Below are 23,481 nucleotides of genomic sequence, written 5' to 3'. Positions count from 1 at the left end.
GGCTTAACCCTCTTTCGCTGGTGTCGGTGCCGACTGGCCGCTGTCTTGCAACGCCTTGGTGACTTCCGGCGGCATGTATTTCTCGTCGTGCTTGGCCAGCACTTCATCGGCCACCACCACGCCATCGGCGTTGAGCTTGCCCAGGGCGACAATGCCCTGCCCTTCGCGGAACAGGTCCGGAAGGATGCCGCGGTAGGTGATGGCCACTGACTTGTTGAAGTCGGTGACCACGAATTTGACGTCCAGGGAGTCGGCGGAACGTTGCAGGGAGCCGGCCTCGACCATGCCGCCAGCGCGAATCCGCGTGTCCAGCGGTGCTTCGCCATTGGCAATTTGGGTCGGGGTGTAGAACAGGTTGATGTTTTCCTTCAGCGCACTGAGGGCCAGACCGACGGCAATGCCGACGCCCACCAGGATCGCCAGGATGATCAAAAGACGCTTTTTACGCAGCGGATTCACTTACCGTTCTCCCGGCGCAGACGACGCGCCTCTTGTTGCAGATAACGCTTGCGCGCCAGGATCGGCGCCACCAGCTCACGAGCCAGGACGACCAGGCAAATGCCATAGGCCGACCAGACGTAGAGGCCGTGATGGCCCATGGCGAGAAAATCGCTGAAGGATGCAAAGCTCATTGTGCGGTCTCCAGGCTGCGTTGGACTTCGGCCTTGACCCAACTGGTGCGGGCTTCGCGCTTGAGCACCTCAAGGCGCATGCGCAGCAACAGCAGCACGCCAAAGAAACAATAGAAACCCAAGGACGTCAGCAGCAGCGGCAGCCACATTTCCACCGGCATGGCGGGCTTTTCGGTGAGGGTGAAAGTCGCCCCCTGGTGCAGGGTGTTCCACCACTCCACCGAGTATTTGATGATCGGGATGTTCACCACGCCGACAATCGCCAGCACCGCGCAGGCCTTGGCGGCGCTGTCACGATTGCTGATGGCGGCATTGAGCGCAATCAGACCTGCGTACAGAAACAGCAGGATCAGCATCGACGTTAGTCGCGCATCCCAGACCCACCAGGAACCCCAGGTCGGCTTGCCCCAGATCGCCCCGGTTACCAGGGCCAGGAAGGTGATCGAATGCCCGATGGGCGCCGCGCATTGCAGGGCGACATCGGCCAGTTTCATTTTCCACACCAGCCCGACCACACCGCACACGGCCAGCATGACGTAGCAGGACTGGGCCAGCATCGCCATTGGCACATGGATATAGATGATGCGAAAGCTGTTGCCCTGCTGGTAATCCGGTGGCGCAAAGGCCAGGCCCCAGACGACGCCGATACCGATCAGCAACACGGCGGCGACGCTCAGCCAGGGCAGCAGCTTGCCGCTGATGCCGTAAAACCATTTAGGCGAGCCGAGCTTATGAAACCAAGTCCAGTTCATTCATTGCTTCCATCACGGTTGCTCTTCGCGTTCACGAACAGCCAGGGTCTTTACTGGTTAAAAAACAACCAGACCTCATTATTCGCCGACGCTGATCTTCAGGCCAGCAGCTATTGCAAAGGGTGTAAGGGTCACTGCCAGGGCGGTCAGGCTCCCAAGCCACAGCAGATAACCTGTCGCCGGCATGCCCTGCAGTGCCGCCTGCAGGGCGCCACTGCCGAGAATCAATACCGGGATGTACAGAGGCAGGATCAGTAACGCCAGCAGCAAGCCTCCACGCTTCAACCCCACCGTCAATGCTGCGCCCACTGCGCCCAACAGGCTCAGCACCGGAGTGCCCAGCATCAATGAAGCCAGCAACACCGGCAGGCAGGCGGCAGGCAAGCCGAGCATCAAGGCCAGCAAGGGTGCAAGCAATACCAGTGCCAGGCCGGAAAAGGCCCAGTGTGCCAGTACCTTGGCCAAAACCAGAAGAGGCAGGGGGTGCGACGAAAGGACCCACTGTTCAAGGGATCCGTCCTCGAAATCACTGCGAAAAAGCCCGTCCAGCGAGAGCAGGACGGACAATAAGGCCGCTACCCAGACCAACCCGGGAGACAAGGTTTGCAACAGATTTGTCTCAGGTCCCACGGCCAATGGGAACAGTGCAACGACGATGGCGAAGAACACCAGGGGATTGGCCAACTCCGCCGGGCGTCGGAACAGCAAGCGCGCTTCACGGGCCAGCAATTGGGCAAAGACGCTCATGCCGCCCACCGCCCCAGATCCAGATCGCGGTAGCCGGACGGCATACGGGTCAGCGTGTGGTGAGTGGTCAGGACCACCATGCCGCCACGTTCACAATGATTGGCCAGGTGCTCCTCGAGCTGGGCCACCCCCTGTTTGTCCAGGGCGGTAAAGGGCTCGTCAAGGATCCACAGCGGCGGGCCGTCCAGATACAGCCGGGCCAGGGCCACACGACGCTGCTGGCCGGCAGACAGGGTGTGACAGGCGACGTCCTCGAAGCCGCGCAGGCCGACGGCCGCCAGGGCCTGCCAGATAGCGTCGCGCGTTGCCGACTGGTGCAAGGCACAGAGCCAGTTGAGGTTTTCCTCGGGGGTCAGGACATCCTTGATTCCGGCGGCATGGCCAATCCACAACAGATTGCGCGCCAGTTCGGCGCGCTGGGCATGCAAGGGCTGGCCATTGAGCAGCACCTGACCGCTGGTGGGTTGCATCAGGCCAGCGAGCAAACGCAGCAGGCTGGTCTTGCCACTGCCGTTGGGGCCACTGATCTGTACCATGTCTCCGCCGGTCAGACGCAACTCCAGGTGTTCAAACAGCATCCGCCAGTCGCGCTCACAGGCGAGTGCTACGGCTTCGAGAAGAGGGCTGGTCAAGGGATGGTGGGCCTTTACGGGTTCAAGTCGGCAGTGGAGCGGCCGTTAAAGGGATGCAGGATAAATGCATTGGCGGCCTGTTCTAGAGAGCTGCGTCAAACATTTGCAATGTTTTCCCCACTCCCCCAAAGACGGGCGGCATTATACATGCGAAGCCCTACTCTCAAGAGGGCTAATTTCCACAGGTTGTGTCCGAATGACTGGCGAAATAAACATCCTGCCACTGCCCCAGGCGCCCGCTCCCGGCCCCTCGCGCCCTCAGCCGATCAGCGGCGAATTGCTCAAGCTGGTGCCGCCACTGGAAGGCCTGATTGCCGCCGGTCAGAGCGCCAAGGCTGAAGTGCTGTCGCTCAAGCAGACCGACCAGACCTTCCAGCTGCTGCTCAAGGTGACCCTGGACAACGGCCGGCAAACCACCGTGCAAGCCACCAGCAGCCAGCCCTTGCCCCAGGGCACCAGCCTGGCGGTGATCCAGCCTTCGGCCGGCAACCTGGCGATCACCGTGCAGCAGGCCATCGCCTCCAGCGTCGCTGCCCTGACGCGCCTGGATACCAGCCAACTGCCCGCCGGCACCCTGCTCCAGGGCAAGGTGCTGACTACCCAGCTCCTGCCCCAGGGCAGCAATCAGCCGGCGATCTACCGTTCCCTGGTGAGCCTGCTCAACACCGCGCAAAGTGGCGCCACCTTGAGCATCGACAGCCCGCAGCCGCTGCGTATCGGCAGCCTGCTCAGCGCCCAGGTCTCGGATGCACAGACCCTGAACTTCGTCCCTCTGGGCAACCGCCAGGAACAACTGGCCATCGCCGCACAGCTGGCCAGCCAGCAAAGCCGCCAGGGTTCCCTGAACGGATTGATCAACCTCCTGCAGAACCTGCCCGCCGACAGCGAACTGGCCACTTCCTCCGCCGACCTGCGGGCCGCCGTGGAGCGCTTGCTGGCCGGCCTGCCGGACCATCAACAGTTGAGCACCACGCGCGGCGTGGCCCAGGCTCTGCTGGGCAGCGGCCTGTTTCTGGAAGCCAAGCTGCTGGCCGGCACCAATCCCGGTCAGACGCCAGACCTGAAGGGCGACCTGCTGCGCCTGATCGCCCAGTTGACCCCGGGGCTGCCCTCCTCCAGCAGCTTCAATGCGATCATCGCCGCCAACACCCTGGCGCAATCGCTGCCGAGCTTCGTGCGCAGCGCCCTGGGCACCCTCGGCCAGGTCAGCGCCAAGACCTCACCCAGCGGCTTCCCGCTGCCGGAGCGTCTGCTGCAAAGCCTGGAAGGTGAAGGCGATCTGCAACAGTTGCTGCGCCTGGCCGCCGCCGCGGTATCACGCCTGCAGAGCCATCAACTGGCGAGCCTGGAACAGAGCGGCCAGACCGACGATGGCCGGCAACTGACCACCTGGCAGCTGGAAATTCCCATGCGCAACCTGCAGGACATCGTGCCCTTGCAGGTCAAAATGCAGCGCGAAGAAGCGCCGGAGCCTGAGCCGCAACAAAAACGTGAAGAGCGAGAACCCAAGCAGGCCTTGTGGCGGCTCGATCTGGCCTTCGACCTGGAGCCCCTGGGCCCTTTGCAGGTCCAGGCACAACTGATTCAAGGTCGGCTGTCCAGCCAGCTGTGGGCCGAACGCCCCTACACCGCGAGCCTGATCGAAAGCCACCTGGGCAACCTGCGCGAACGCCTGCTGGCTTCAGGGCTGGATGTCGGTGACCTGGACTGCCACCTGGGCATCCCGCCCCAGGGCCCGCAAACTCGATTGGAACAACGCTGGGTCGACGAAACCGCATGAAACACACACCTCCTCCACGCCAGGCCATTGCCCTCAAGTACGACGGCCAGCAAGCCCCGACCCTGACCGCCAAGGGCGACGATGAACTGGCCGAAGCCATCCTGAAGATCGCCCGGGACTATGAAGTGCCGATCTATGAGAATGCCGAGCTGGTGAAGCTGTTGGCGCGCCTGGAGTTGGGCGAGAGCATTCCACCGGAGCTGTACCGGACCATCGCCGAAATCATCGCCTTCGCCTGGAACCTCAAGGGCAAGTTTCCGGCCGGGCATGATCCGCATCAGGTGGCACTGGAGAAAGACATCACCGAGCGCGGTGACGATTATTGAAGAGAAGCTGCGGCAAGCGCTAAGTTGCAAGCTTCCCTCGGGAAGCTTGCGACTTGTGGCTAGCCCTTGTGCAGCTTGCTGACCAGCTCCGCCTCGGCCTGGGTCAGGCCGCAGGACTGGGTCAGCTCGTCGACACTGGCGCCCATGCCCACCAGGCGCGCGGCTTGGGCGAAGGACAGGCTGGAGGGGTCACGCTGCTCCAGTTGGGCCAGTTTGTCCGGCAACGGCGCCACCACCGCTCGCAGCTCATGCAGATCCTCGCCCATGCGCACCGTACCGCTCTGGTAATGATCGACGCGCTTGGCCAGCTCCTTGATCCGCTGGTCGCGCACGGCATCGCCTTCGGCCTGCTGGGCGGCGATCTGCCGCTGATTGCGGGTGTACGACAGGAATAGCGCCACAGTGGCGACCCAAAGGATCGCCAGGACAATCACCGCTACCTCGAGGATCAATCAGATACTCTCCAGTTCCGACCATTCCTCTTCGCTCATCATCTTGTCCAGTTCAACCAGAATCAGCAGTTCGCCGTTCTTGTTGCAGACACCCTGAATGAACTTGGCCGACTCTTCGTTACCGACATTCGGCGCGGTCTCGACTTCCGACTGACGCAGGTAAACCACTTCCGCCACGCTGTCGACCATGATCCCGACCACTTGCTTGTCGGCTTCGATGATGACGATCCGGGTGTTGTCGTTGACTTCGGTCGGCACCAGGCCGAAACGCTGACGGGTGTCGATCACGGTGACCACATTGCCCCGCAGGTTGATGATCCCCAGCACATAGCTGGGAGCACCCGGTACCGGAGCGATCTCGGTGTAGCGCAGGACTTCCTGGACGCGCATCACGTTGATGCCGTAGGACTCGTTATCCAGCTTGAAGGTGACCCATTGCAGGATCGGATCTTCGGAACCCTGTGCAGACGACGACTTATTCATACCCTGACCCCTCAAAAAACCGTTGAAAACGGCGTGTGTTCTGTGTGGCCACGTCCGACGGACATAGCCTGTTGTTGGTTTACTTCGGCTTGTGGGCCGCTTGACTGATAGCCATCTGCTTGGCGCCGCCGGTGGCAATCAACTCGGCCAGTTCAGCAACGTCAAGCAAGGCGCACATATGCTCAATCACCGTGCCGGCCAGCCACGGACGCTGGCCACGATGACTGCGCCACTTGATTTCGTTGGGGTCCAGGCGCAGAGAGCGACTGACCTGATGCACTGCCAGCCCCCACTCGTAGCCCTGGACCGAGATCACATACTGCAAGCCCTGGCGAAAATCATCACGGTAGCGATCCGGCATGACCCAGCGAGCGGTATCCAGGACTTTCAGATTACCGGCCTGGCTCGGCAGGATGCCGAGGAACCATTCCGGCTGGCCGAACAGCGGTGTCAGCTCCTGCCCTGCCAGGGAATAGATCGACCCCAGGCACACCAACGGCACTGCCAGGGTCAGGCCGGCGACATCGAACAACAGGCACTCGAAAGGTTCGGCCGCCCAGCTGGGACGGTCGCTACCGGAAACCGGAGGCGGTGTATTGTTCGGCGGCAGATGAACTTCCACCAGTGGCGGCACCAGGGCCTGGAGCATCGGCACCACCGGCGAGATCGAGCTCGGCAAGGGTTCCGGCGCCTCCATTACCGCAGGTGCAGGTGCAGGTGCAGCATCCCGGACAGCAGGTGCCGCCTGGTGCTGGGCCTGTGCGTCCCGCGCCTGCTCTTCCAACACTGCAGCCTGGAACTCATCCAGCACTTCGCTGGAAGCCTGGGACATTAGCGGCGGGACCGGCGGAGCAACCTGGACCGGAGGCTCCGGTAGCTGTTCCTCTTCGGTAGCATCCTGCAGCAAAGCGTCCAGGTACGATTGCAGCGCCAGCTGAGGCCGGCTCTTGATATCCAGAGGACGGTTCATGAGGATGCCCACGCCAAAACCCCGATACAGTGATCTGTAGGGGTTATCGGCCGAGCAGTCGAGTGACTTGAATAGCGCTTCACGTCAAGCCACCTGCGCCACGAGTTGTTGGGCCAGCAGATGCTTGAGCAAGGCCTTGTAGGCCAGTACACCGCGGCTCTTGCCATCGAACTGAGATGGGGTGACCCCTGCCCGGCTGGCATCCCGCAAGCGGGTATCCACCGGGATATAGCCCTGCCAGATTTCGTCGGGAAACTTGTCCCGCAGGATCCGCAGAGTGCCCAGGGAAGCCTGGGTCCGGCGGTCGAACAGGGTCGGCACAATGGTGAACGGCAGCGGTTGCTTGCGCGAGCGATTGACCATCGCCAGGGTGTTGACCATGCGCTCCAGCCCCTTGACCGCCAAGTGCTCGGTCTGCACCGGGATCACCAACTGCTGGCTAGCCGCCAGGGCATTGACCATCAACACACCGAGCAGCGGTGGGCTGTCGATCACCGCGTAATCGAAGTCCTGCCACAGCTGTGCCAGGCTCTTGGCGATCACCAGGCCCAAACCACTCTGCCCCGGTGACTGACGCTCAAGGGTGGCCAGGGCGGTGCTCGACGGCAACAGTGAAATGCGCTCATGGCTGGTGCCCAGCAACAACTGGCCCGGCAGGTCCTGGGGCACATTGCCCTTGTGCAGGAACAGGTCGTAGCTGCTGTGCTCCAGGCTGTCCGGGTCATAGCCGAAGTAGCTGGTCATGGAACCGTGGGGGTCGAGATCGACCACGACCACGCGCTTGCCCGCCTCGGCCAGCAAACCGGCTAAAGCGATGGAACTGGTGGTTTTACCGACACCACCCTTTTGATTGGCAACTGCCCAGACTCTCATTCGGTTTGTTCCTCCCGCCCGGCCACAGCGGGGCGAGACATAGCGCTAAGTTATAAAGCAGGTGACGGAGAATTGACGGCGCTTCCCTGTACCGGCGTTTTCACTGGGGTTGGTGCAGTTTGTGTGCCAGCACGCTTGAGTGCCGCATCCGGTGTCGCGTTGGCGGTTCCGGTACCGGTCAGGCTGCGACGCACATCCAGGTTGCGCGATACCACCAGCACCACCCGGCGATTGCGTGCCCGGCCTTCGACGGTGGCATTGTTGGCCACCGGCTGGAACTCGCCATACCCCACCGAAGCCATTCGCGCGGGGTTCACCCCCTGCATCGCCAGCATCCGCACGATGCTCGCCGAGCGGGCCGAAGACAACTCCCAGTTGGTCGGGTACTGCGCGGTCTGGATCGGCAGGTTGTCGGTGAAGCCTTCGACATGAATCGGGTTGTCGAAGGGTTTGAGGATCTTCGCCACCTTGTCGATGATGGTGAACGCCTGATCGCTGGGCATGGCATCGCCGCTGCCGAACAACAGGCTGGAGTTGAGTTCGATCTCCACCCACAACTCATTGCCACGCACGGTCATCTGGTTGGAGCTGATCAGGTCGCCAAAAGCGGCGCTGATGTCGTCGGCGATGCTTTTCAGCGGGTCACTGCCACCGGAAATCCCGGCGTCGGTCTGTTCGCTGTCCTTGACCAGCGGCTTGGCCGGGGTCACGGTCTTGGGCCGCTCGTCACCGATGGGAATCGGCTTGAGACTGCGATCGGAGTCGGTGAAGACCCCGATCAAGGCTTCGGAAATCACCTTGTACTTGCCCTCGTTGATCGAGGAGATGGAGTACATGACCACGAAAAACGCGAACAGCAAGGTGATGAAGTCGGCGTAGGAAACCAACCAGCGTTCGTGGTTGACGTGTTCTTCTTGCTGGCGACGACGAGCCATAATCAGTCCATGAAGCCTTGCAGCTTCAACTCGATGGAGCGAGGGTTTTCGCCTTCGGCAATCGACAGAATGCCTTCGAGCAACATTTCCCGGTAACGGGACTGGCGCAAGGCAATGGCCTTGAGCTTGGCCGCGATCGGCAACAGCACCAGGTTGGCGCTGGCCACACCGTAGATGGTGGCGACGAAGGCCACGGCAATACCACTGCCCAACTGCGATGGATCAGCCAGGTTGCCCATCACGTGGATCAGGCCCATCACCGCACCGATGATGCCGATGGTCGGCGCATAGCCGCCCATGCTTTCGAAGACCTTGGCAGCCTCGATATCCCGGCTTTCCTGGGTGTAGAAGTCCACTTCAAGGATGCTGCGGATGGCTTCCGGCTCGGCACCATCGACCAACAGCTGCAAGCCTTTGCGCGAATAGGTGTCAGGCTCGGCGTCCGCCACACCTTCCAGGCCCAGCAGACCCTCCTTGCGCGCGGTCAGGCTCCAGTTGACCACCCGATCGATGCCCCCGGGCAGGTCCACCCGAGGCGGAAACAGAATCCACACCAGGATCTGCATGGCTCGCTTGAAGGCACTCAACGGCGACTGCAGCAAGGCCGCGCCGATGGTGCCGCCGAGCACGATCAGTGCCGCCGGGCCATTGGCCAGGGCCGACAGGTGACCCCCTTCCAGGTAGTTGCCGCCAATGATGGCGACAAACGCCATGATGATCCCGATTAGGCTGAGCACATCCATCAGAGACAGGCCTCGACCAGATGCCGGCCGATGTCGTCCAGGCTGTACACCGCGTCCGCCAGATTGGCTTTGACGATGGCCATGGGCATGCCATAGATCACGCAGCTGGCTTCATCCTGGGCCCAGACCGCGCTGCCGCCCTGCTTGAGCAGGCGGGCGCCTTCGCGACCGTCGGCGCCCATGCCGGTGAGGACCACCGCCAGAACTTTGTCGCTGTAGGACTTGGCCGCAGAACCGAAGGTGATGTCCACGCACGGCTTGTAGTTCAGACGCTCATCGCCAGGAAGAATCTTCACCGCGCCACGACCGTCGATCATCATCTGCTTGCCGCCCGGCGCCAGCAGCGCCAGGCCTGGACGCAGGATGTCGCCATCCTCCGCTTCCTTGACGCTGATCCGGCACAGCTTGTCCAAACGCTCGGCAAAGGCCTTGGTGAAGGCCGCGGGCATATGCTGAATCAGCACGATAGGTGCCGGGAAGTTGGCCGGCAGTTGGGTCAGGACCCGCTGCAGCGCCACCGGGCCACCGGTGGAAGTACCGATCGCCACCAGCTTGTAGGCCTTGCGCTTGGGCGCTGGCGATGCCGGGCCGGCAGCCGGTGCAGGAGCACGGACAGGAGCAGGCGCAGGCGCCGGACGACTGCCGCCAAAGCTCGACGGCGCCGGAGCCGGTGCAGCCGGTTGCGGCGCCGGGGCGCTGTAGCTGCTGAAACGGCGATTACTGCGCGAAATGCTGTGGACTTTCTCGCACAGCAGTTGCTTGACCTTCTCGGGATTGCGCGAGATGTCTTCGAAATTCTTCGGCAGGAAATCCACAGCCCCGGCATCCAGCGCATCGAGGGTCACTCGAGCGCCTTCGTGGGTCAGGGAAGAGAACATCAGGACCGGCGTCGGGCAGCGCTGCATGATATGCCGCACTGCGGTGATGCCATCCATCATCGGCATCTCGTAGTCCATGGTGATCACGTCCGGCTTGAGGGCCAGGGCCTGATCGATCGCCTCTTTACCATTGGTCGCCGTACCGACGACCTGGATATTCGAATCCGCTGAAAGAATTTCCGAGACGCGGCGGCGGAAAAAACCCGAATCGTCCACCACCAGGACTTTGACTGCCATAAACACTCCGTTAGGTGGGGCGAGGCCAACCGCCCCTCCCCGCCGAATCAAATACGCCGTGCGGCGTAACGCTTGAGCATGCTCGGAACATCGAGAATCAGAGCGATGCGGCCGTCACCGGTAATGGTGGCGCCGGACATGCCCGGGGTTCCCTGAAGCATTTTGCCCAAGGGCTTGATGACCACTTCTTCCTGGCCTACCAGTTGATCGACGACAAAACCGATCCGCTGGGTGCCCACCGAAAGGATCACTACGTGGCCTTCACGCTGCTCTTCATGAGCCGCGGAACTGACCAGCCAGCGCTTGAGGTAGAACAGGGGCAATGCCTTGTCACGCACGATCACCACTTCCTGGCCATCCACCACATTGGTGCGGGACAGGTCGAGGTGGAAGATTTCGTTGACGTTGACCAGCGGGAAGGCGAACGCCTGGTTGCCCAGCATCACCATCAGGGTCGGCATGATCGCCAGGGTCAACGGCACCTTGATGACGATCTTCGAACCCTGGCCCTTGGTCGAGTAGATGTTGATCGAGCCATTGAGCTGGGAAATCTTGGTCTTCACCACGTCCATGCCCACGCCACGGCCGGAGACGTCGGAGATCTCGGTCTTGGTGGAGAAGCCCGGGGCGAAGATCAGGTTGTAGCACTCGGTGTCGCTCAGGCGGTCGGCCGCGTCCTTGTCCATCACGCCGCGCTTGACGGCAATGGCTCGCAGAACGTTGGGGTCCATGCCCTTGCCGTCGTCGGAAATCGACAGGAGGATGTGGTCACCTTCCTGCTCCGCCGCCAGCACCACTTTGCCGCCACGGGCCTTGCCCGAGGCTTCGCGCTCTTCCGGCGACTCGATGCCATGGTCCACCGCGTTGCGCACCAAGTGCACCAGCGGATCGGCCAGGGCCTCGACCAGGTTCTTGTCGAGGTCGGTTTCTTCCCCCACCAGCTCCAGGTTGATCTCTTTCTTGAGCTGTCGGGCCAAGTCGCGAACCAGACGCGGGAAGCGCCCGAACACCTTCTTGATCGGCTGCATGCGGGTCTTCATCACCGCGGTCTGCAGGTCGGCGGTCACCACGTCCAGGTTCGACACGGCCTTGGACATGGCTTCGTCGCCGCTGTTGAGCCCCAGGCGCACCAGACGGTTACGCACCAGCACCAGCTCGCCCACCATGTTCATGATTTCGTCCAGGCGCGCAGTATCGACCCGCACCGTGGTTTCTGCTTCGCTGGCAGGCTTTTCCGCTGGTGGCGCCGCTGCGGCACGAGCCGGTGCCGGCGCTGCAGCCGCTGCCGGTTTGGCCGCCTCGGCCTTGGCTTCGGGCTTCTTCGCCACGGGCTTGGCGACGGCGGTGCTGGTTGCAGCAGCCGGTGCCGCAGCAACAGCCGCTGCCGGTTTGGCCGCACCCGGAGCCTCAGAGAACTTGCCCTTGCCGTGCAGCTCATCGAGCAGGGATTCGAATTCGTGATCGGTGATCAGGTCGCTGCCGGCTGCGGCGGCGCTTGGCGCCGGCGCGGCAGGCGCCGCGGCCACTGCTGACTCCAGTGCGTCCACGGCAAAGTTGCCCTTGCCATGCAACTGGTCCAGCAGGGCTTCGAATTCGTCATCGGTGATTTCGTCGCCAGCCGCGGCAGCACCAGCGGCAGCAGGAGGAGCTGCGGGAGCTACAGCATCGGGTGCGAACTGCCCCTTGCCATGCAGTTGGTCCAGCAGGGACTCAAACTCGGCATCGGTGATCTCGTCGCTGGCAGGCGCAGCCTCGGCCACCGGTGCGGCAGCAGGCGCAGCCTCTGCGTCGGCCTTGGCGGCATTCAGCGAGTCGAGCAAGAGTTCGAATTCGTTATCGGTGATATCCCCTGATGGGGCCTCAGCCTCGGGCTCAGGCTCGACAGCGACTTCGGCCACTTCTTCGACCGCCGGCGCTGCAGGTTCGGCACCGGCAGGCTCAGCGAGGCGCGCCAAGGCGGCCAGCAGCTCAGGTGTCGCGGCAGTGATTTCGGTGCGCTCACGGACCTGGCTGAACATGCCGTTCACCGCGTCCAGCGCCTCGAGCACCACGTCCATCAGCTCCGAATCGACCCGTCGCTCACCCTTGCGCAGGATGTCGAAGACGTTCTCGGCGATGTGGCAGCACTCCACCAGCTCATTGAGCTGGAGGAAGCCGGCGCCCCCTTTAACAGTGTGAAAACCGCGAAAAATTGCATTGAGCAAGTCCGCATCATCTGGCCGGCTTTCCAGCTCGACCAGTTGTTCAGACAGTTGCTCTAGAATCTCGCCGGCCTCAACCAGGAAATCCTGAAGGATCTCTTCATCGGCGCCGAAGCTCATTAATGGGTGCTCCTAGAATCCAAGGCTGGAAAGCAAATCGTCTACATCGTCCTGACCGGACATAACGTCTTCCCGTTTATCGGCATGAATCTGCGGACCTTCACCCTTGGCGAGATGTTTTTGCGGATCTTTTTCAGCGAGGATCGATTCACGGTCATGTTCGATGCCAGCGAAACGATCGACCTGACTGGCCATCAAGACGAGTTTGAGCAGATTGCTCTCGACTTCCGTGACCAACTGGGTCACACGCTTGATCACCTGACCGGTCAGGTCCTGGTAATCCTGCGCCAGCAGAATGTCGTTGAGGTGGCCCGAGACGGTGCGGGTTTCCTGCTCGCTACGCGTCAGGAAACTGTCGACCCGGCGTGCCAGTTCGCGAAACTCTTCAGCGCCGACCTCGCGCCGCATAAAGCGCCCCCAGTCTGCGCTCAAGGCCTGGGCTTCAGTGCTCAGGCCATTGACCAACGGAGTGCTGATCTCCACCAGATCCATGGTGCGGTTGGCGGCGGCTTCCGTGAGCCGGACCACATAGGACAGGCGCTCAGTGGCATCCGTGATCTGTGAAACTTCCTCGGCTTGCGGCATGTGCGGGTCAATCTGGAAATTGACGATCGCGCTATGCAGCTCGCGGGTGAGCTTGCCCACTTCCTGATACAGGCCGCGGTCACGGGTCTGATTGAGCTCATGGATCAATTGCACCGCTTCGCCAAACCTGCCCTTTTCAAGGCTTTCGACCAGTTCCAGCGCATGTTTTTTCAGGGTCGACTCAAAGTCGCCCAGTGAAGATTCGTTATGCTCCATAGCTCCCCCGTGGCGGAATGGCTACGTACATCAACCGATGCGTTCGAAGATCTTTTCGATCTTCTCTTTCAACGCCTGAGCCGTGAATGGTTTGACGACATAGCCGTTTACGCCGGCCTGGGCCGCTTCGATGATCTGCTCGCGCTTGGCTTCAGCAGTCACCATCAATACCGGCAGGTGCTTGAGTTTTTCATCGGCCCGCACGTGGCGCAGCAGGTCGATACCGGTCATGCCCGGCATGTTCCAGTCCGTTACCAGAAAGTCGATGCTCCCGCTGTTGAGTACCGGAATGGCAGTAGTGCCATCGTCGGCCTCGACCGTGTTGGTGAAACCCAGATCACGCAACAGGTTTTTTATGATCCGCCGCATCGTTGAAAAGTCATCAACGATGAGGATTTTCATGTTCTTGTCCAATTCGACCTCCAAGCAGTCTTAAACGCATCCAGCACCTGAACGCGCCATTCAATCAATTCGGCATAACACACAACGACTGCATGGAGCACATACTGCAAGACCGGTGCAGCGCTTGCTTCACCGGTCCTGATCGCAGTGTCCCCACACTGCCTGTCAGCGCGCTCGCCACTCCCCCAAACGCCCCCGCAAGCGGGCTGCGCACTGGCTGTGTAACTGGCTGACCCGCGACTCGCTGACCCCCAGGACCTCACCGATTTCCTTGAGGTTCAGCTCTTCGTCGTAGTACAGCGCCAACACCAGTCGCTCGCGCTCCGGCAAATTGGCAATCGCATCCGCCAACGCAGCCTGGAAGCGTTCATCCTCCAGGTCCCGTGACGGCTCGAGATGAGCACTGGCGCCATCCTCATGCAGCCCTTCATGTTCGCCGTCCTGTAACAGATCGTCGAAACTGAACAGGCGGCTGCCCAAGGTGTCGTTCAAAATCCCGTAATAATCGTCGAGACTCAATTGAAGTTCGGCCGCAACTTCGTGATCTTTAGCATCGCGACCGGTTTTAGCTTCAATTGCGCGAATGGCATCACTGACCATGCGCGTATTACGGTGCACCGAACGCGGTGCCCAATCGCCTTTGCGAACCTCGTCAAGCATCGCCCCTCGGATACGGATACCCGCGTAGGTTTCGAAACTCGCCCCCTTGCTCGCGTCGTACTTGGTCGACACTTCGAGCAAACCGATCATTCCGGCCTGAATCAGGTCTTCCACCTGAACACTGGCCGGCAACCGCGCCAGCAGGTGATAGGCAATACGCTTGACCAGTGGCGCATAGCGCTCAATCAATTCGTATTGGCTGTCACGTGCCGACTTCTTGTAGAGGTTGTAGCCGCTGGCAGTCATAGCACCGGTCCCGCTGTTTGATGCACTAGGCGCTCGACAAAAAACTCCAGATGCCCGCGTGGGTTCGCCGGCAACGGCCAGGTATCGACTTTTTGCGCGATGGCCTTGAACGCCAATGCACACTTCGAACGAGGAAAGGCTTCATAGACCGCACGCTGCTTTTGCACGGCCTTGCGTACGCTTTCGTCGTAGGGAACTGCGCCGACGTATTGTAAGGCCACGTCCAGGAAACGATCCGTGACCTTGGTCAATTTTGCAAACAGGTTGCGCCCTTCCTGAGGACTCTGGGCCATGTTGGCCAAGACCCGGAAACGGTTCATGCCGTAATCGCGGTTGAGCAACTTGATCAGCGCGTAGGCGTCGGTGATGGAGGTCGGTTCGTCGCAGACCACCAGCAACACTTCCTGGGCTGCGCGGACGAAACTGACTACCGAGTCACCAATGCCCGCAGCAGTGTCAATCACCAGCACATCGAGATTGTCGCCGATGTCGCTGAAGGCCTGGATCAGGCCCGCATGCTGGGCAGGACTCAGGTGCACCATGCTTTGGGTGCCCGAGGCGGCCGGAACGATGCGAATGCCGCCAGGCCCCTGGAGCAGCACGTCGCGCAGCTCACAGCGCCCTTCGATGACATCCGCCAGGGTGCGTTTGGGGGTCAGACCCAGTAGGACATCGACGTTGGCCAGTCCCAGATCGGCGTCCAGCAGCAAGACCCGCCGACCGAGCTCAGCCAGAGCCAGGGACAAGTTCACTGACACATTAGTCTTGCCGACGCCACCTTTGCCGCCGGTCACCGCAATCACCTGTACGGGATGCATGCTGCCCATGTTCTTTCTTTACCTTGTCTTACTTAGACGGGGCCACATAACTGGCTGCGCGTTCACCATTGGAACAATGCATGGCAGACCATCGATGTAGATACACTGCAATCTATTCATGTCTACCTCAGCCGACCCGCTTGGTCGGGCTGTGATAGAGGTCAGCGAACATGTCGGCCATGGCTTCTTCGCTGGGTTCTTCCTGCATCTGCACACTGACAGCACGACTCACCAACTGGTGGCGGCGAGGCAGATGCAAATCGTCGGGAATCCGTGGGCCATCGGTGAGATAGGCCACTGGCAATTCGTGACTGATGGCCAGGCTCAAGACCTCGCCAAGACTAGCTGTTTCATCCAGTTTCGTGAGGATGCAACCGGCCAGACCGCAGCGCTTGTAGCTGTGGTAGGCAGCCGTCAGCACCTGCTTCTGGCTGGTAGTGGCCAGCACCAGGTAATTCTTCGCCCGAATCCCACGACCGGCCAGGCTTTCCAGTTGCATGCGCAACGCCGGGTCGCTGGCTTGCAGGCCGGCGGTGTCGATCAACACCACGCGCTTGCGCAGCAGCGGGTCCAGGGCTTGAGCCAGGGACTGACCAGGATCGACATGGGTCACCGACACATTAAGGATGCGCCCCAGGGTCTTGAGCTGCTCCTGGGCGCCAATACGGAAGCTGTCCATGCTCACCAGAGCAATGTTCTGTGCGCCGTACTTGAGTACATAGCGCGCTGCCAGCTTGGCCAGGGTAGTGGTCTTGCCCATGCCGGCAGGGCCGACCATGGCAATCACGCCCCCCTCTTCGAGTGGCTCGACTTCCGGGGTCTGGATCATCCGCGCCAGGTGCGCCAGCAACATGCGCCAGGCCTGGCGGGGCTCGTCGATTTCGCTGATCAGTGCCAGCAGGTCGCGCGCCAGCGGGCCGGACAGGCCGATGCGCTGCAGGCGACGCCAGAGGTTGGCCTGCTCCGGGCGACTGCCCTGCAACTGGCTCCAGGCCAGGGAGCCCAACTGCACTTCCAGCAGCTCACGCAGACCGTTGAGTTCGAAACGCATGGAGTCCAAGGCCCGGTTATCGGGCGCCGGAGCAACAGGAGCCGGGGCCGGACGCGGACGCTCGGTCAGGGTCGGCTCGATCAGCGGCTCGGCGGCAGTCAACGGCAGACCGGCGAACAACTGGCGATTGGTGATCGAGGCACTGTCGCCCTCGCCCCGCAGGCTCAGTTCGGCCTGGGCGGTGACGATACGCGACTGGGTCTTGCGCAACTCGTCTTCAAGTTCCATGTTCGGAACCCGCGGCGACAAGGCTGACAACTTGTAATCCAGGGCAGCCGTCAACTCGACGCCCCCGGCAATCCGCCGGTTGCCGATGATGGCGGCTTCAGCGCCCAACTCATCACGAACCAGTTTCATGGCCTGACGCATATCGGCGGCGAAAAAACGCTTAACTTGCATAACCCACTACCTCAGCCGTTGGGCCCTACTGTCGCAACGATGGTCACTTGCTTGTTGTCGGGAATTTCCTGGTACGCCAGCACATGCAACCCGGGAACGGCGAGACGCCCGAACCGCGAGAGCATGGCGCGGACCGGACCCGCTACCAACAGAATCACCGGTTGACCTTGCATCTCTTGACGCTGCGCCGCTTCGATCAGCGAACGTTGCAGCTTTTCAGCCATGCTTGGCTCCAGCAGAACGCCTTCTTCCTGGCCTTGTCCTGCCTTCTGCAAACTGCTGAGCAAAATTTGTTCCAACCTTGGCTCCAAGGTAATCACAGGCAGCTCAGACTCAGTACCTACAATGCTTTGGACGATGGCGCGAGACAAGCCGACCCGAACCGCGGCAACCAAAGCGGCAGTATCTTGACTCTTGGCGGCATTGTTGGCGATCGCCTCGGCAATGCTGCGGATGTCCCGTACCGGCACCTGTTCGGCCAGCAGCGCCTGCAACACCTTGAGCAACTGCGACAACGACAGCACACCCGGCACCAACTCCTCCGCCAGCTTCGGCGAACTCTTGGCCAGCACTTGCAGCAGCTGCTGCACCTCCTCGTGACCAATCAGCTCGCTGGAGTGCTTGTACAGAATCTGGTTCAAGTGGGTGGCGACCACGGTACTGGCGTCCACCACGGTGTAGCCCAGGGACTGCGCCTGAGGCCGCTGGCTGATTTCGATCCACACCGCCTCCAGGCCAAAGGCCGGGTCACGGGCCGAGATACCGTTGAGGGTGCCGTAGACCTGCCCGGGGTTGATCGCCAGTTCGCGATCCGGATAGATCTCGGCCTCCGCCAGGATCACCCCCATCAGGGTCAGGCGATAGGCACTGGGGGCCAGGTCCAGGTTGTCACGGATATGCACAGTGGGCATAAGGAAGCCCAGGTCCTGGGACAGCTTCTTGCGCACACCCTTGATCCGCGCCAGCAGTTGCCCGCCCTGGTTGCGATCCACCAAAGGAATCAGGCGATAGCCAACTTCCAGGCCGATCATGTCGATCGGAGTCACATCGTCCCAACCCAGCTCCTTGGTCTCCATGGCCCGAGCCGGAGAAGGCAGCAAGTCTTGCTGACGCTGGACTTCTTCCTGAGCCTTGACCTTGACCAGGTTCTGCTTTCTCCAGAGCAGATAAGCCGCACCACCGGCCACTGCCGCCAGACTGAGGAAGGAGAAGTGCGGCATGCCCGGCACCAGCCCCATCACCGCCATCAGGCCCGCAGCCACTGCCAGCGCCTTGGGCGAAGCGAACATCTGCCGGTTGATCTGCTTGCCCATATCTTCGGAGCCCGAAGCACGAGTCACCATGATGGCGGCCGCGGTGGACAGCAGCAGCGATGGCAACTGCGCCACCAAACCGTCACCGATGGTCAGCAAGGCATAGACCTTGCCGGCGTCGGCAAAGGTCATGTTGTGCTGGAAGATACCGACCGCCATGCCGCCGATCAGGTTGATGAAGAGGATCAGCAGGCCGGCGATGGCGTCGCCGCGAACGAACTTGCTGGCACCGTCCATGGAGCCGTAGAACTCGGCCTCCTGGGCCACTTCCAGACGGCGCAGCTTGGCCTGATTCTGATCGATCAGGCCGGCGTTGAGGTCGGCGTCGATGGCCATCTGTTTGCCGGGCATGGCATCCAGGGTGAAGCGCGCGCTCACCTCGGAAATCCGCCCGGCCCCCTTGGTCACCACCACGAAGTTGATGATCATGAGGATCGCGAAGACCACGATACCCACGACATAGTTACCGCCGATCACCACCTCACCGAAGGCCTGGATCACCTTACCGGCGGCGGCATGGCCTTCCTGACCGTGGAGCATCACCACCCGGGTCGAGGCCACGTTGAGTGCCAACCGCAACAAGGTGGCTACCAGCAGAATGGTGGGGAACACCGCGAAATCCAGTGGTCGCAGGGCGTACACACAGACCAGCAGGACTACGATCGACAGGGCGATGTTGAAGGTGAAGAACACATCCAGCAGGAACGCCGGTACTGGCAGCATCATCATGGCCAGCATGACCAACAGCAGCACAGGTACACCCAGGTTGCCTCGACCGAGGTCAACCAGGTTACTGCGAGCCGTGTTGATTAACTGAGAGCGATCCACCGATTTACCCCGTTCCGTAAAGCAAACTTTTGACGCCTGAAGCGGCTCGGGGCTGCTACTGCAAGAAGCCTTCCAACTTTGCCAAAGCGGCGCAATCCCACCCTTGACCAGGAAGAACCGGGCTACCGGCGAACAAGATCGCGGGACCACCATTGCCGACTAGCGAAGCGCCCTGGGCCAGCTGCAAGAAACAAGGTTACAAGGCGAAATAATGGCAATTAGCCATTTTTCTGACGAAAGCAGGACGCACTCGTTGGCAAGCCAGGCCCTGCATACCTACAGCTACAGAGGCTCGATGGGGCCGCCCGAGGATTGCTTGCCGCCAGTGTCGCGCCGCAGATCTGCCGGAATCGGCAAGTCCTTGAGCGGATCCGGACGCTTGCCCTTGCCCGCGCGGTGCTGGCGGATCTGGTAGACGTAGGCCAGGACCTGCGCCACCGCCAGGTACAGGCCCGCAGGGATTTCTTCTTCAAGCTCAGTGGAGTAATAGATGGAACGCGCCAAAGCCGGCGACTCCAGCAGCATCACTTCATGGGCCACGGCAATCTCGCGGATTTTCAGGGCCAAGAAATCGCTGCCCTTGGCCAGCAACACCGGAGCCCCACCCTTCTCGGCGTCATACTTGAGGGCAACGGCGTAGTGAGTCGGGTTGGTGATCACCACGTCAGCCTCGGGGATTGCCGCCATCATCCGCCGCTGAGACATCTCGCGCTGGGTCTGGCGAATCCGCTGCTTGACCTCAGGACGACCTTCCTGGTCCTTGTGCTCGTCACGCACCTCCTGCTTGGTCATCAACAACTTCTTATGGGCCTGGTAAATCTGCACCGGCACATCCACCGCCGCGATCAGGATCAGCCCGCACGCCATCCACAACGTGCTCCAGCCCACCACCTGGACGCTGTGAATGATCGCCAGTTCAAGCGGTTCGTGGGCAATGCGCAGCAGATCATCAATGTCCGCCGACAGCACCGAAAGTGCCACGAACAGCACCAGGCCGAACTTGGCCAGGGCCTTGAGCAGCTCGATCAACGCATTGGTGGAAAACATCCGCTTAAGACCACTCGCCGGATTCATCCGACTGAACTTGGGCGCCAGACTCTTGCCCGCGAACAACCAGCCCCCGAGGGAAATCGGCCCGATGATGGCCGCCAGCAGCAAGGTCAGCAGCACCGGCTGCACCGCCAGGATGGCGATCTTGCCCGAGTGCAGCAGGTACTGCCCCATGGCTCCCGGGCTGAGCAGCACCTCCCGGGGCAAGGAGAAATTCAGACGCATGATTTCCAGCAGGTCCTGGGCTAGACCACCGCCATACACCAGCAGACCGCCCGCCCCTGCCAACATGACGGCCAGGGTATTGAGCTCCTTGGAACGGGCAATCTCACCCTTTTCCCGGGAGTCCTTCTTGCGTTTCTCCGTGGGGTCTTCTGTCTTGTCCTGACCGCTCTCGCTTTCTGCCATGGCTCAACGCGCCTTTGCCAGTTCGCGTAAAAACTGCAGGGCCTCGGAGGCCAGCGGTTGATACTGATTGAGAATGTCAGCCAGGCTGACCCAGACAATGCCCATGCCGAGCACCAGCGTCAGGGGAAAGCCGATGGAGAAGATATTCAATTGCGGGGCGGCTCGGGTCATCACGCCAAAGGCGATGTTGACCACCAGCAGCGCGGTGATCGCCGGCAGTACCAGCAACAGCGCAGCCCCCATGACCCAACCGAGCTTGCCCGCCAGCTCCCAGTAGTGGTTGACCATCAGGCCACCGCCCACTGGCAGGGTGGTGAAGCTTTCGGTAAGGACTTCAAAGACCACCAGATGGCCGTTCATGGCCAGGAACAGCAGGGTCACCAGCATGGTGAAAAACTGCCCGATCACCGCCACCGAGACGCCGTTGGTAGGGTCGACCATGGAAGCGAAGCCCATGCCCATCTGGATCGCCACGATCTGCCCGGCGACCACAAAGGACTGGAAGAACAGCTGCAGGGAAAACCCCAGCACCGCACCGATCAGAATCTGCTCGGCAATCAGCAGCAGGCCGCTGAGATCCAAGGCACGCACTTCGGGCATGGGCGGCAGGCCGGGGACTATGACCACGGTAATCGCCAGGGCGAAATACAAACGCACGCGACGCGGCACCAGAGTGGTTCCGAATATCGGCATCACCATCAGCAGCGAAGTGACCCGGAACAGCGGCAGCATGAAGCTCGCCACCCAGGTACTGATCTGAGTGTCGGTCAGCGCCAACAGGGACATCGGCTCAGCCGATCAGCTGAGGAATACTGCCGTACAACTGACGGATGTATTCCATGAAGGTTTGCACCAGCCAGGGACCGGCGACAATCAGGGTCACCAGCATCACCAGCAAGCGCGGCAGAAAGCTCAGGGTCTGTTCGTTGATCTGGGTGGCCGCCTGGAACATGGCCACCATCAAGCCCACCAGCAGGCTGGGCACCACCAGCACTGCCACCATCAGGGTGGTCAGCCAGAGGGCTTCGCGAAACAGGTCTACCGCGACTTCAGGAGTCATTGTCGAGCACCCGCAAACAAGGTTTTAAACACCGCCGAAACTGCCTGCCAAGGTGCCAATGATCAGGGCCCAGCCATCCACCAGGACAAACAGCATGATCTTGAACGGCAAGGAAATGATCAGCGGCGACAGCATCATCATGCCCATGGCCATCAGCACACTGGCCACCACCAGGTCGATGATCAGGAACGGGATAAAGATCATGAAGCCGATCTGGAAGGCTGTCTTGAGCTCCGAGGTGACGAACGCCGGCACCAGGATGGTCAGCGGTGCCTGGTCGGGGCTGGCAATGTCGGTGCGCTTGGACAGGCGCATGAACAACTCCAGGTCACTGCTGCGAGTCTGCGCCAGCATAAAGTCCTTGATCGGCACCTGGGCCTTGGCCACCGCCTCCTGGGACGTGAGTTTTTCCGCCAGGTAAGGCTGCAAGGCATCCTGGTTCACCCGGTCGAACACCGGAGCCATGATGAACATGGTGAGGAACAGCGCCATGCCGGTGAGGATCTGGTTGGACGGCGTCTGCTGCAGACCCAGGGCCTGACGCAGGATCGAGAAAACGATGATGATCCGGGTGAAGCTGGTCATCAGCATGACGAACGCCGGGATGAAACTCAGCGCGGTCATGATCAGCAGGATCTGCAGGCTGACCGAGTATTCCTGCTGACCGTCGGCATTGGTGCCCAGGGTAATCGCCGGGATCGACAACGGGTCGGCCGCCAGCGCCAGCGGCGCCACCAGCATCAGTGCCAACGTCAAGATGATGCGCAACGGCATTACTTCTTATCCTTATGATCCTTGCCCAACAGCTCCATCAGGCGCTGGGCAAACTCGGGCGTCGCCTGCTCGGCACTGGGCACCTGCACCGGTTCTTTGAGTACATGCAGCGGGGTGATGGTGCCCGGGGTCAGGCCCAGCAGAATCTGCTCGCTGCCCACTTGCACCAGCACCAGGCGATCGCGCGGCCCCAGGGCCCGGGAGCCGATCAACTCGATCACCTGCCCCTTCCCGGCGGGACCGGCCTGCTGCACCCGGCGCAGCAGCCAGGCGAGGAAGAAAATCAGCCCGATCACCAGCAGCAGGCCCAGCACCAGCTGGGTCAACTGCCCACTGACGCTGCCCACTGCCGGGGCTGCAGCCGCAGCTGTCGCCGCCGACTCTGCAGCCAGGGCGCCCAGGGGCAAACCGAGCACGACCACGCCAAGCAGCTTGTTCACTTAGCGCAGCTTCTTGATGCGTTCGCTGGGGCTGATCACGTCAGTCAGGCGAATACCGAACTTCTCGTTGACCACCACCACCTCGCCATGGGCGATCAGGGTGCCGTTGACCAGCACATCCAGCGGCTCGCCCGCCAGGCGATCAAGCTCGATCACCGACCCCTGGTTGAGCTGCAGCAGGTTGCGGATGTTGATGTCGGTGCTGCCCACTTCCATGGAGATCGATACCGGGATATCAAGAATCACGTCCAGGTTGGGACCGTCTAGCGTGACCGGCTCATGGCTCTTGGGCATGCTGCCGAACTCTTCCATCTGCAAACGCCCGGAGCCGGATGCGGCGCCTGCATCGGCGGCCAGCAAGGCGTCGATATCGGCCTGGCCGGCATCACCGGTTTCTTCCAGTGCAGCAGCCCATTCATCGGCCAGTGCCTGGTCGTCCTGGGAGTTAATTTCGTCAGCCATCTTGGGTC

The 23,481-nt window shown here is 61.4% G+C and carries 27 protein-coding genes; 2 read left to right on the top strand and 25 right to left on the bottom strand.

Features of this window, described 5'->3' with window-relative positions:
• Positions 1–3: 3 nt before the first annotated feature.
• From ccmE to ccmA, 5 genes are all read right to left on the bottom strand, one after another.
• Positions 4–459, bottom strand: a complete 456-nt coding sequence (gene ccmE, locus DWF74_RS24415) for a cytochrome c maturation protein CcmE (RefSeq protein ID WP_115581868.1) — start codon at positions 457–459, stop codon at positions 4–6.
• Positions 456–632: a heme exporter protein CcmD gene (gene ccmD, locus DWF74_RS24410; RefSeq protein WP_011060018.1), complete on the bottom strand. Its 177-nt coding sequence runs from the start codon at positions 630–632 to the stop codon at positions 456–458. Before ccmD ends, ccmE begins: the two co-directional genes overlap by 4 nt.
• A complete protein-coding gene (locus DWF74_RS24405; RefSeq protein ID WP_102863997.1) occupies positions 629–1,384 on the bottom strand; it encodes a heme ABC transporter permease in 756 nt (251 codons plus the stop codon). Before DWF74_RS24405 ends, ccmD begins: the two co-directional genes overlap by 4 nt.
• A 78-nt stretch (positions 1,385–1,462) precedes the next feature.
• Positions 1,463–2,131: a heme exporter protein CcmB gene (gene ccmB / locus DWF74_RS24400; protein WP_102864110.1), complete on the bottom strand. Its 669-nt coding sequence runs from the start codon at positions 2,129–2,131 to the stop codon at positions 1,463–1,465.
• Complete coding sequence (gene ccmA / locus DWF74_RS24395) at positions 2,128–2,763, bottom strand: cytochrome c biogenesis heme-transporting ATPase CcmA (RefSeq protein ID WP_115581867.1); 636 nt, start codon at positions 2,761–2,763, stop codon at positions 2,128–2,130. The genes ccmB and ccmA overlap by 4 nt, the downstream gene beginning before the upstream one ends.
• A 196-nt stretch (positions 2,764–2,959) precedes the next feature.
• Here ccmA and DWF74_RS24390 point away from each other — a divergent pair, with 196 nt between their 5' ends.
• Together DWF74_RS24390 and DWF74_RS24385 are read left to right on the top strand one after the other, a co-directional pair.
• Positions 2,960–4,543, top strand: coding sequence for a flagellar hook-length control protein FliK (locus DWF74_RS24390; RefSeq protein WP_102863999.1), 1,584 nt, complete (start codon positions 2,960–2,962; stop codon positions 4,541–4,543).
• The gene (locus DWF74_RS24385) at positions 4,540–4,869 is read left to right on the top strand and encodes an EscU/YscU/HrcU family type III secretion system export apparatus switch protein (RefSeq protein WP_102864000.1); all 330 of its coding nucleotides are present in this window, start codon (positions 4,540–4,542) and stop codon (positions 4,867–4,869) included. The genes DWF74_RS24390 and DWF74_RS24385 overlap by 4 nt, the downstream gene beginning before the upstream one ends.
• A gap of 59 nt (positions 4,870–4,928) precedes the next feature.
• On the opposite strand, the gene DWF74_RS24380 is transcribed toward DWF74_RS24385, so the two are convergent.
• The 20 genes from DWF74_RS24380 to fliN all read right to left on the bottom strand — a co-directional run bounded on the left by DWF74_RS24380 (position 4,929) and on the right by fliN (position 23,473).
• Positions 4,929–5,321, bottom strand: coding sequence for a DUF2802 domain-containing protein (locus DWF74_RS24380; RefSeq protein ID WP_102864001.1), 393 nt, complete (start codon positions 5,319–5,321; stop codon positions 4,929–4,931).
• Entirely contained in the window at positions 5,322–5,804 is a 483-nt protein-coding gene (locus tag DWF74_RS24375; protein ID WP_011060011.1) for a chemotaxis protein CheW, read from the bottom strand. It abuts the gene before it with no gap.
• Between the two features lie 79 nt (positions 5,805–5,883).
• On the bottom strand, positions 5,884–6,774 hold the full coding sequence (locus DWF74_RS24370; RefSeq protein ID WP_115581866.1) for a CheW domain-containing protein: 891 nt from the start codon (positions 6,772–6,774) through the stop codon (positions 5,884–5,886).
• An 84-nt stretch (positions 6,775–6,858) separates the two neighbouring features.
• Complete coding sequence (locus tag DWF74_RS24365; RefSeq protein WP_102864003.1) at positions 6,859–7,647, bottom strand: ParA family protein; 789 nt, start codon at positions 7,645–7,647, stop codon at positions 6,859–6,861.
• A gap of 50 nt (positions 7,648–7,697) precedes the next feature.
• Complete coding sequence (motD, locus tag DWF74_RS24360; RefSeq protein WP_430757476.1) at positions 7,698–8,585, bottom strand: flagellar motor protein MotD; 888 nt, start codon at positions 8,583–8,585, stop codon at positions 7,698–7,700.
• Positions 8,585–9,325 carry a flagellar motor protein gene (locus DWF74_RS24355; protein ID WP_102864005.1) on the bottom strand — a complete coding sequence of 247 codons (741 nt, stop codon included), beginning with the start codon at positions 9,323–9,325 and terminating at the stop codon, positions 8,585–8,587. The genes motD and DWF74_RS24355 overlap by 1 nt, the downstream gene beginning before the upstream one ends.
• Positions 9,325–10,440, bottom strand: a complete 1,116-nt coding sequence (locus DWF74_RS24350; RefSeq protein WP_102864006.1) for a protein-glutamate methylesterase/protein-glutamine glutaminase — start codon at positions 10,438–10,440, stop codon at positions 9,325–9,327. The genes DWF74_RS24355 and DWF74_RS24350 overlap by 1 nt, the downstream gene beginning before the upstream one ends.
• A gap of 47 nt (positions 10,441–10,487) precedes the next feature.
• Positions 10,488–12,761, bottom strand: a complete 2,274-nt coding sequence (locus DWF74_RS24345; RefSeq protein ID WP_115581864.1) for a chemotaxis protein CheA — start codon at positions 12,759–12,761, stop codon at positions 10,488–10,490.
• Positions 12,762–12,773: 12 nt separating this feature from the next.
• Positions 12,774–13,562 (bottom strand): protein phosphatase CheZ, encoded by a 789-nt coding sequence (locus tag DWF74_RS24340; protein WP_102864008.1) that lies wholly within the window; start codon positions 13,560–13,562, stop codon positions 12,774–12,776.
• Between the two features lie 30 nt (positions 13,563–13,592).
• Positions 13,593–13,964 carry a chemotaxis response regulator CheY gene (locus tag DWF74_RS24335; RefSeq protein WP_003183998.1) on the bottom strand — a complete coding sequence of 124 codons (372 nt, stop codon included), beginning with the start codon at positions 13,962–13,964 and terminating at the stop codon, positions 13,593–13,595.
• A gap of 165 nt (positions 13,965–14,129) precedes the next feature.
• A complete protein-coding gene (gene fliA / locus DWF74_RS24330; RefSeq protein ID WP_011060003.1) occupies positions 14,130–14,870 on the bottom strand; it encodes an RNA polymerase sigma factor FliA in 741 nt (246 codons plus the stop codon).
• Entirely contained in the window at positions 14,867–15,697 is an 831-nt protein-coding gene (gene fleN, locus DWF74_RS24325; RefSeq protein ID WP_016963180.1) for a flagellar synthesis regulator FleN, read from the bottom strand. Before fleN ends, fliA begins: the two co-directional genes overlap by 4 nt.
• Before the next feature lie 118 nt (positions 15,698–15,815).
• The gene (gene flhF, locus DWF74_RS24320; RefSeq protein ID WP_102864009.1) at positions 15,816–17,138 is read right to left on the bottom strand and encodes a flagellar biosynthesis protein FlhF; all 1,323 of its coding nucleotides are present in this window, start codon (positions 17,136–17,138) and stop codon (positions 15,816–15,818) included.
• An 11-nt stretch (positions 17,139–17,149) separates the two neighbouring features.
• Entirely contained in the window at positions 17,150–19,279 is a 2,130-nt protein-coding gene (gene flhA / locus DWF74_RS24315) for a flagellar biosynthesis protein FlhA (RefSeq protein ID WP_102864010.1), read from the bottom strand.
• 282 nt (positions 19,280–19,561) lie between these two features.
• On the bottom strand, positions 19,562–20,737 hold the full coding sequence (flhB, locus tag DWF74_RS24310) for a flagellar biosynthesis protein FlhB (protein ID WP_102864011.1): 1,176 nt from the start codon (positions 20,735–20,737) through the stop codon (positions 19,562–19,564).
• 3 nt (positions 20,738–20,740) lie between these two features.
• A complete protein-coding gene (fliR, locus tag DWF74_RS24305; RefSeq protein WP_102864012.1) occupies positions 20,741–21,523 on the bottom strand; it encodes a flagellar biosynthetic protein FliR in 783 nt (260 codons plus the stop codon).
• Between the two features lie 4 nt (positions 21,524–21,527).
• On the bottom strand, positions 21,528–21,797 hold the full coding sequence (gene fliQ, locus DWF74_RS24300) for a flagellar biosynthesis protein FliQ (protein WP_102864013.1): 270 nt from the start codon (positions 21,795–21,797) through the stop codon (positions 21,528–21,530).
• Between the two features lie 24 nt (positions 21,798–21,821).
• Positions 21,822–22,571 (bottom strand): flagellar type III secretion system pore protein FliP, encoded by a 750-nt coding sequence (gene fliP / locus DWF74_RS24295; protein ID WP_102864014.1) that lies wholly within the window; start codon positions 22,569–22,571, stop codon positions 21,822–21,824.
• A complete protein-coding gene (gene fliO, locus DWF74_RS24290; protein ID WP_102878864.1) occupies positions 22,571–23,011 on the bottom strand; it encodes a flagellar biosynthetic protein FliO in 441 nt (146 codons plus the stop codon). The genes fliP and fliO overlap by 1 nt, the downstream gene beginning before the upstream one ends.
• A complete protein-coding gene (gene fliN, locus DWF74_RS24285; RefSeq protein ID WP_102864016.1) occupies positions 23,012–23,473 on the bottom strand; it encodes a flagellar motor switch protein FliN in 462 nt (153 codons plus the stop codon). It lies immediately after the preceding gene.
• Positions 23,474–23,481 lie beyond the last annotated feature (8 nt).

It is taken from the genome of Pseudomonas protegens, from assembly GCF_003363755.1.
In the GTDB taxonomy this organism is placed as follows: Bacteria; Pseudomonadota; Gammaproteobacteria; order Pseudomonadales; family Pseudomonadaceae; genus Aquipseudomonas; species Aquipseudomonas danubii.
The sequence above is the reverse complement of the archived record's forward strand: the minus strand, read 5'-3'. Positions and strand labels throughout refer to the sequence as shown.